This window comes from Enterobacter sp. GD03975, from assembly GCF_029838645.1.
GTDB lineage: Bacteria > Pseudomonadota > Gammaproteobacteria > Enterobacterales > Enterobacteriaceae > Enterobacter > Enterobacter quasihormaechei.
Map to the genome: position 1 here is coordinate 47,277 of NZ_JAOBZC010000019.1, position 6,959 is coordinate 54,235.

At 63.2% G+C, this 6,959-nt stretch carries 8 protein-coding genes; all 8 read left to right on the forward strand.

What is annotated here, in order from left to right; genetic code table 11:
• Positions 1-5 precede the first annotated feature (5 nt).
• Positions 6-1,028 carry an aromatic ring-hydroxylating dioxygenase subunit alpha gene (locus N5C09_RS20645; protein ID WP_279749790.1) on the forward strand — a complete coding sequence of 341 codons (1,023 nt, stop codon included), beginning with the start codon at positions 6-8 and terminating at the stop codon, positions 1,026-1,028.
• Positions 1,028-1,777, forward strand: coding sequence for an SDR family oxidoreductase (locus N5C09_RS20650; RefSeq protein ID WP_003860050.1), 750 nt, complete (start codon positions 1,028-1,030; stop codon positions 1,775-1,777). The genes N5C09_RS20645 and N5C09_RS20650 overlap by 1 nt, the downstream gene beginning before the upstream one ends.
• A gap of 12 nt (positions 1,778-1,789) precedes the next feature.
• Positions 1,790-2,578 carry an IclR family transcriptional regulator gene (locus tag N5C09_RS20655; RefSeq protein WP_041908334.1) on the forward strand — a complete coding sequence of 263 codons (789 nt, stop codon included), beginning with the start codon at positions 1,790-1,792 and terminating at the stop codon, positions 2,576-2,578.
• A 78-nt stretch (positions 2,579-2,656) separates the two neighbouring features.
• Entirely contained in the window at positions 2,657-3,583 is a 927-nt protein-coding gene (locus N5C09_RS20660) for a VOC family protein (RefSeq protein ID WP_060572201.1), read from the forward strand.
• A complete protein-coding gene (locus tag N5C09_RS20665; RefSeq protein WP_279749791.1) occupies positions 3,580-4,767 on the forward strand; it encodes an FAD-dependent oxidoreductase in 1,188 nt (395 codons plus the stop codon). Before N5C09_RS20660 ends, N5C09_RS20665 begins: the two co-directional genes overlap by 4 nt.
• A gap of 25 nt (positions 4,768-4,792) precedes the next feature.
• Entirely contained in the window at positions 4,793-6,049 is a 1,257-nt protein-coding gene (locus N5C09_RS20670; protein WP_279749792.1) for an MFS transporter, read from the forward strand.
• A gap of 10 nt (positions 6,050-6,059) precedes the next feature.
• Positions 6,060-6,590 (forward strand): cupin domain-containing protein, encoded by a 531-nt coding sequence (locus N5C09_RS20675; protein WP_279749793.1) that lies wholly within the window; start codon positions 6,060-6,062, stop codon positions 6,588-6,590.
• A 9-nt stretch (positions 6,591-6,599) separates the two neighbouring features.
• Positions 6,600-6,959, forward strand: a 360-nt coding sequence (locus N5C09_RS20680) for an alpha/beta fold hydrolase (protein WP_279749794.1), incomplete at its 3' end; no start/stop codon positions are given.

The window sequence follows — 6,959 nt, forward strand, 5'->3', positions numbered from 1 at the left end:
ACGCGATGACGACTACCGTACAACACTATCTCGATAAAGGTCTGCGCGGCCTCTGGTATCCGGTGCTGACGAGCTGGGAGGTGCAGTCTGCGCCGGTGGGCATTACCCGCCTGGGCGAACAGATTGTGGTCTGGCGCAACAAAGACGGCCAGGTGCAGGCGCTGGAGGACCGCTGTCCGCACCGCGGCGCACGCCTGTCGATGGGCTGGAACCTGGGCGACCGCATTGCCTGCTGGTATCACGGCGTGGAGGTCGCGGGCAACGGCGAGGTGAAAGACGTGCCCGCCGTGGACAAATGCCCGCTTGTCGGCCAGCAGTGCGTGCGCAGCTACAACGTGCAGGAGGCGCACGGCGCCATCTTCCTGTGGTTTGGCGTCACCGCAGACCAGCAGCCGGACGAACTGACCTTCCCGGACGAGCTCGCCGATACGGACAGCTTCAGCAACTTCCTCTGCACCGCCGCGTGGAAATGCAATTACCAGTACGCGCTGGAAAACGTGATGGACCCGATGCACGGCACCTATCTGCACTCCTCGTCGCACTCAATGGCGGAAGGGGATCGCAAGGCCGACATGGTGCTCCAGCCGACCAAAACCGGCTTTATTTTCGAGAAAAAAGGGCAGAGCGGCGTCAACTTTGACTGGGTGGAGCTGGGCAACAGCGGCACCTGCTGGATGCGCCTCTCCATTCCGTACAAGAAGCGCTTCGGGCCGGGCGGCCACTTCTTTATCGTCGGCATGGTGGTGCCGGAAGATAACGACAACTGCCGCGTCTTCTTCTGGCGCATTCGCCGGGTGCAGGGCTGGCAGCGCGACATGTGGCGCTTCATGTACCGCAACCGTCTGGAAAAACTGCACTGGGAAGTGCTGGAGCAGGACCGCGTGGTGCTGGAAAGCCTGGCGCCCAACGCCCGCGACCATGAATACCTGTATCAGCACGACGTCGGCCTCTCGCGCCTGCGCCGCATGATGCAAAAGGCCGCCAAAGAGCAGCTGGCGATGCGCGAAGAACAGCAGGGAGCCGCCTGATGAACGGGCTGCTGAGCGGCAAGCGCATCGTCATAACCGGCGCCGCGCGCGGGCTGGGCTTTCACTTTGCCAAAGCCTGTGCGGAGCAGGGCGCGGCGGTGGTGATGTGCGACATCCTCAAGGGCGAGCTGGCCGAGAGCGCCCACGCCCTGAGCGAGCGGGGCTATGCGATCGAACCGCACGTTATCGATCTGGCCGATCCGCAGTCCATTGAGCAGGTGTTCAGCGCGATTGGCGAGCAGGGTCAGATTGATGGCCTGGTGAACAACGCGGCGATGGCGACGGGCGTCGGCGGCAAAAATATGCTCGATTACGATCCGGATCTCTGGGATCGGGTGATGAGCGTTAACGTCAAAGGCACCTGGCTGGTGACGCGCGCCGCGGTGCCGCTGCTGCGCGAGGGCGCGGGCATCGTGAACGTTGCGTCCGACACCGCGCTGTGGGGCGCGCCGCGCCTGATGGCCTACGTCGCCAGCAAGGGCGCCGTGATTGCGATGACCCGCTCAATGGCGCGCGAACTGGGTGAAAAGCGTATCCGCATTAATGCCATCGCGCCGGGGTTAACCCGCGTCGAGGCAACCGAATATGTTCCGGCCGAGCGCCACCAGCTCTACGAGAATGGCCGCGCGTTAACCGGCGCGCAGCAGCCGGAAGACGTCACCGGCAGCGTGGTCTGGCTGTTAAGCGATCTGTCGCGGTTTATCACCGGGCAGCTGATCCCGGTCAACGGCGGTTTTGTTTTTAACTAAGGTGTGGCGATTATGGCAAACGATCAGGAAGTGAAGTATCTGGTGCCGGGGCTGGAGCGCGGTTTACAGCTGCTGTTGGCCTTTGGCGAGCAGCATCGCGATCTGACCTTTGCCGAGCTGCACCGGCTGGTGGATATGCCGAAGGCGACCGCCTATCGCGTGGTGCAGACGCTGGAGTACATGGGCTTTCTGGAGCGGAACGCGCGCACCAATACCTTTTCGCTGGGCATGAACGTGCTGCGTCTCGGCTTTGAGTACATTGCCTCGCTGGACGTGGCGCAGGTCGGCCAGCCGGTGATCGAGCAACTGCGCGACGTGAGCCAGTGCAGCAGCCATCTGGCGATCCGCGACGGGCGCGACATTATCTACATCGCCCGCGTCAGCGCCGCCGGGTCGCGCATCAACCAGGTCAGCATTGGCACCCGCCTGCCGGTGCACTGCACCTCGCTGGGCCGCATGCTGCTGACCGATATTTCCCGCGCCGATTTCGAACAGTTGTTCCCGCACGAGCGCCTGCCGGGCAACACGCCGGGGCAGCTTCATGACCGCGAGGCCCTGTGGCAGATGGTGCAGCAGGACAAAGCCCGCGGGTATGTCATCGGCGAATCCTTCTTCCGCCACGGCATCTCCTCCATCGTCTACCCGGTGTATGACCGAAGCGGACGCGTGGCGGCGGTGGTCAGCATTCTTGTGCCGTCGGAGGAGATCCCGCAGACCGACCGCGAGCGGCTGCAAAACGAGGTTCGCCTCGCGGCGGATAAAATTTCTGGCTTCTTAGGATATTTGTCACAGGCCAGCTAAATCAGTGAGTTAACGTCAGGCGCTTGACTGCGTCGGGCATGTTTTACGCCCATTTTGGGCCAGATGAGGCAACGAACGATGAGTGTAACCGGAATTGAAAAGCTGGAATTTGGCGTGGAAGACCTGACGCACTGCGCCAAATTTATGCGTGATTTTGGCCTGACGGGCGATGCCAGCGGCCAGCGTTTTACCACCCTGAGCGGCGCGCGCGTGGAGCTGAACCCCATCGACAGCCCCGACCTGCCGCCGGCGTTTGAAGCGGGCAACACCCTGCGCCGCATGACCTGGGCGGTGGCCGCACAGTCCGATCTCGACGCGCTGCGCCCGAAGCTTGCGCAGCAGCCCGGCTTTCGTGAAGTGGGCGACGCGCTGGAATGCCTCGATCCGAACGGCATGACCCTGCGCGTGCAGGTCAGCCAGCAGACTGACGTGGAGCTGAATGTTGAGCCGATTAACCAGTGGGGCGACGCCCGCCGCATCGACACGCCGAGCCCGGTTTATGAGCGTGCCCAGCCGATCAACGTCGGGCACGTGGTGTTCTTCGTGGAGGAGCTGGCGGCGGTGGAGAAATTCTACCGCGAGGTGCTCGGCTTCCAGGTTTCGGACCGCTACATCAACCGCGCCGTGTTCCTGCGCTGCGGGGCGCGCGGCGGCCATCACAACCTGTTCCTGCTGCAACTGCCGAACCGCAAGCGCGGCCTCAACCACGTGGCCTTCACCGTGCGCGACATCCACGAGGTGATCGGCGGCGGTATCGCGATGAATAAAAATGAATGGAGCACCTTTATCGGGCCGGGCCGCCATCCGGTGTCGTCGGCGTACTTCTGGTACGTCAATAGCCCGACCGGCGGCGCGTTTGAGTATTACACCAACGACGACTATCTGACGGAAAACTGGCAGCCGCGCGAGCTGGAGCACTCCCTGGTCTCCTTTACCGAATGGGCGGTGGAGGGCGGCATCGACCACGACACGCGCCGCCAGCAGAAAAAGCCGGAGGCGGTATGACGTCGCGCATTGTCATTATCGGCGGCGGTCAGGCGGGCGGCTGGGCGGCGAAAACCTTGCGCGACGAGGGCTTCGACGGCGAGATCTGCGTGGTGGCGGAAGAGGAGTGGGATTTCTACGAACGTCCGCCCCTGTCGAAAGCGTCTCTGCTGGAGCCGGACGCGGCGCTCCCGCGGCTGTTTAGCGAAGAAGCACAGCAGGCGCTGAATCTGACATGGTACCGCCCGCTGCGTGCTGAATCAGTCGATCGTGAAGCGAAATCCGTGCGTTTGAGCAACGGCGAACGCCTTAGTTACAACATCCTTTTAATGGCCACCGGCGGGCGGGCGCGCCTGCCTTCGCAGGCGTGGGCGGCGCACCCGCAGGTCTACACTCTGCGCCACTGGCAGGACGCGCAGCGCCTGAAGGCGCGTCTGGCAGAAAGTAAAAAACTGGCGATTGTCGGCGGCGGCTGGATCGGCCTGGAGATTGCCGCTTCCGCGCGCAAAAGCGGCGTGGCGGTCACGCTGTTCGAGCAGCAGCCCGCGCTGTGCATGCGCTCGGTGAGCGGCGAGGTGTCGCAGCGCTTAGAAGCTATCCATCGCGAGCAGGGGGTGGATATCCGTACCGGCTGCGGCGCGCTGGAGCTGGAGGACGATAACGGCCTGCCGGTCATCCACTGCGACGGCCAGCGTGAAACCTTTGATGCGGTAGTGGTGGGGATCGGCGTCGATCTCAATCTGGAGCTGGCGCGCGATGCGGGACTTCGCACCGAGCGGGGGATCGTGGTGGACGCCCAGGGGCGCACGTCCGATCCGTTCATCTTTGCCGCAGGCGACGTGGCACAGCACCATCACTACGGCCTGTGCATCCAGTCCTGGGCCTTCGCGCAGAATCAGGCGGTGGCGACGGCGAAAGCCATGCTTAACCCCGATGCGCCAGGCTACGACGACGCGCCGTGGCTATGGTCGGATCAATACCAGCACAATATTCAGATCCTCGGCATTCCGCAGCCGGGAGGCAAAACGCGGGTGCGTGAAGACGCGCTGTTCTTCTCGCTGGATGAACGCGGGCGGCTGACGCAGCTGGTGGCGTTCAACGATGCGCGCACCGTCAAGCTGGCGAAGCGCTGGATGGCGGCGGGACGGGACCTGTCGGACGTACCGCTCGCCGACCCGACTTTTTCACTGATGTCACTGCGATAGCTAACCCGCACCCGTAGGGGGAGACATGACCACATTAGAGACCAACACCGCGCCCGTCGAGGCGAGCGGTGAGGGAACCCGCACGCCTGAAAAAGCGGTGCGCTGGGCCATCCCGCTGTCGCTGCTGGCCTGCGTGCTGCTGGCGTTTTTCGACAAAATCAGCATCGCGGCGCTCTTTTCCGATACCCATTTCCAGCAGGCGATGGGCATCGATTTTGACACCACGCGCCTCGGCATTCTGATGAGCGCCTTCCTGCTGAGCTACGGCTTTTCGTCGGTATTTTTGAGCGGGTTAGGCGACAAAATTGCGCCGCTGCGCCTGCTCACCGGGATGATGGCGATCTGGTGCGTGCTGATGGTGGCGATGGGCTTTACCCATAACTACACGCTGATGATCGTTCTGCGCATCCTGCTGGGCGTGGCGGAAGGGCCGCTGTTCCCGCTGGCCTTCGCCATCGTGCGCCACAACTTCCCGCAGCATTTACAGGCGCGCGCCACCATGCTGTGGCTGCTGGGCACGCCGGTAGGGGCGGCGATTGGCTTCCCGCTCTCCCTCTGGCTGCTGAACACCTTCGGCTGGCAGAGCACCTTCTTTGTCATGGCAATGCTGACCGTGCCGGTGCTTATCTTTGTGCGCATCGGCCTGCGCGGGATCCGTCTGGAAGCAAAACCCGGCACCTCGCAGGCGTCTCAGGACGAGCGGCGCGCGGCGCGGCGCGAGCTGTTTGTCAGCCCGCACTTCTGGATCATCTGCATCTTCAACATCGCGTTCCTGACCTACCTGTGGGGCATCAATGGCTGGCTGCCTGGCTACTTAATCAAGGGCAAAGGCATCCACCTGGAGCACGCGGGCTGGCTGTCGTCGATGCCGTTCATCGCCATGCTGGCGGGAGAGGTGATTGGCGCGTGGCTCTCTGACCGGGTCGATAAGCGCGCGGCGGCCTGCTTTATCTCCATGGCGGGGGCGGCCTTCGGGCTGGCGGCGGTGATGCACCTTGATACCCCGCTTGCCATCATCGCGGCGATGAGCTTCAGCACCTTTATGTGGGGCACCGGCGCCCCCAACATTTTCGCCCTGCTGGGGAAGGCTACCCATCCCCGGGTGAGCGCCACGGCGGGGGGGATTTTCAACGGGCTGGGAAACTTTGCGGGCGCGCTGTCGCCGGCGGTGATGGGCGCACTTATCGCCTTCACCCACAGCATGGATTCCGGGCTGATTTTTCTGGCGGTGATGGCGGCGGTGGGCTGCGTCCTGTTACTGCCGCTGCTGAGACGTTACTGAGGAGAGTGTCATGACTGATTCAACCGTAACCAACACTTCAGGCATCAAACCTGACCACCTGACAATGGAAGAGTGGGTCGAGTCGCGCATCGCGCGCTTCGAAGGCCGTAAATACGACTGGAACGCGCTGAAGTTCCAGTCCGATTTTGACCCGAAATACCGCCGGGCGCAGATGCGCTACATCGGCACCGGCGCAACCGGCGTGGCGAACGACACCAACACCGTGCAGGCGGATCATTTCACCTTCTCCACCATGGTGCTGCCGTCGAAGTGCGAAGGGCCGCTGCACCTGCACGACGACGTGGAGGAGGTGTTCTTCATGCTCAAAGGGCAGATCACGCTGATGATCCAGGACGGCGACAACTACACCGAAACCGTGCTGCGCGAGCGTGACCTGATCTCCGTCCCGCCGGGTATCTATCGCGGCCTGTTTAACCACGGGGAAGAAGAGGCGCTGATGTGCGTCATGCTGGGAACCAACAAGCCGGAAATCCCGACCTACCCTTCCGATCATCCGCTCTCAAAAGTGAAGCGGAACTAAGGGGGCGCCATGACGGGTTTTCGTGAACAGGGAAGCGGCATTCCGCTGATGCTGCTGCACGGGATCAGCTCTGGCGCTGCGTCCTGGCACAAGCAGATGGCGCTGAACGGTTTTCGCGTGCTGGCGTGGGACATGCCCGGTTACGGCGAAAGCCCGATGCTGGCGGTTGAGCGGGCGAACGCGGGAGATTACGCCGACGCGCTGGCGGCGATGCTCGATCGCGCCGGTGTCTGGCAGGCGGTGATGGTGGGCCATTCCCTGGGCGCGCTGGTGGCCAGCGCGTTTGCGGCGAAGTTCCCTGAACGCGTCATTCATCTGGTGCTGGCGGACGCCGCGCAGGGCTACGGCAATGCCGCGCCGGCGCAGCGG

Bases quoted from the DNA above. Each gene is read 5' to 3' on its own strand.
- N5C09_RS20655 (WP_041908334.1), top strand. From the start codon at position 1,790: ATGGCAAACGATCAGGAAGTGAAGTATCTGGTGCCGGGGCTGGAGCGC.
- N5C09_RS20675 (WP_279749793.1), top strand. From the start codon at position 6,060: ATGACTGATTCAACCGTAACCAACACTTCAGGCATCAAACCTGACCAC.
- N5C09_RS20660 (WP_060572201.1), top strand. From the start codon at position 2,657: ATGAGTGTAACCGGAATTGAAAAGCTGGAATTTGGCGTGGAAGACCTG.
- N5C09_RS20670 (WP_279749792.1), top strand. From the start codon at position 4,793: ATGACCACATTAGAGACCAACACCGCGCCCGTCGAGGCGAGCGGTGAG.
- N5C09_RS20645 (WP_279749790.1), top strand. From the start codon at position 6: ATGACGACTACCGTACAACACTATCTCGATAAAGGTCTGCGCGGCCTC.
- N5C09_RS20650 (WP_003860050.1), top strand. From the start codon at position 1,028: ATGAACGGGCTGCTGAGCGGCAAGCGCATCGTCATAACCGGCGCCGCG.
- N5C09_RS20665 (WP_279749791.1), top strand. From the start codon at position 3,580: ATGACGTCGCGCATTGTCATTATCGGCGGCGGTCAGGCGGGCGGCTGG.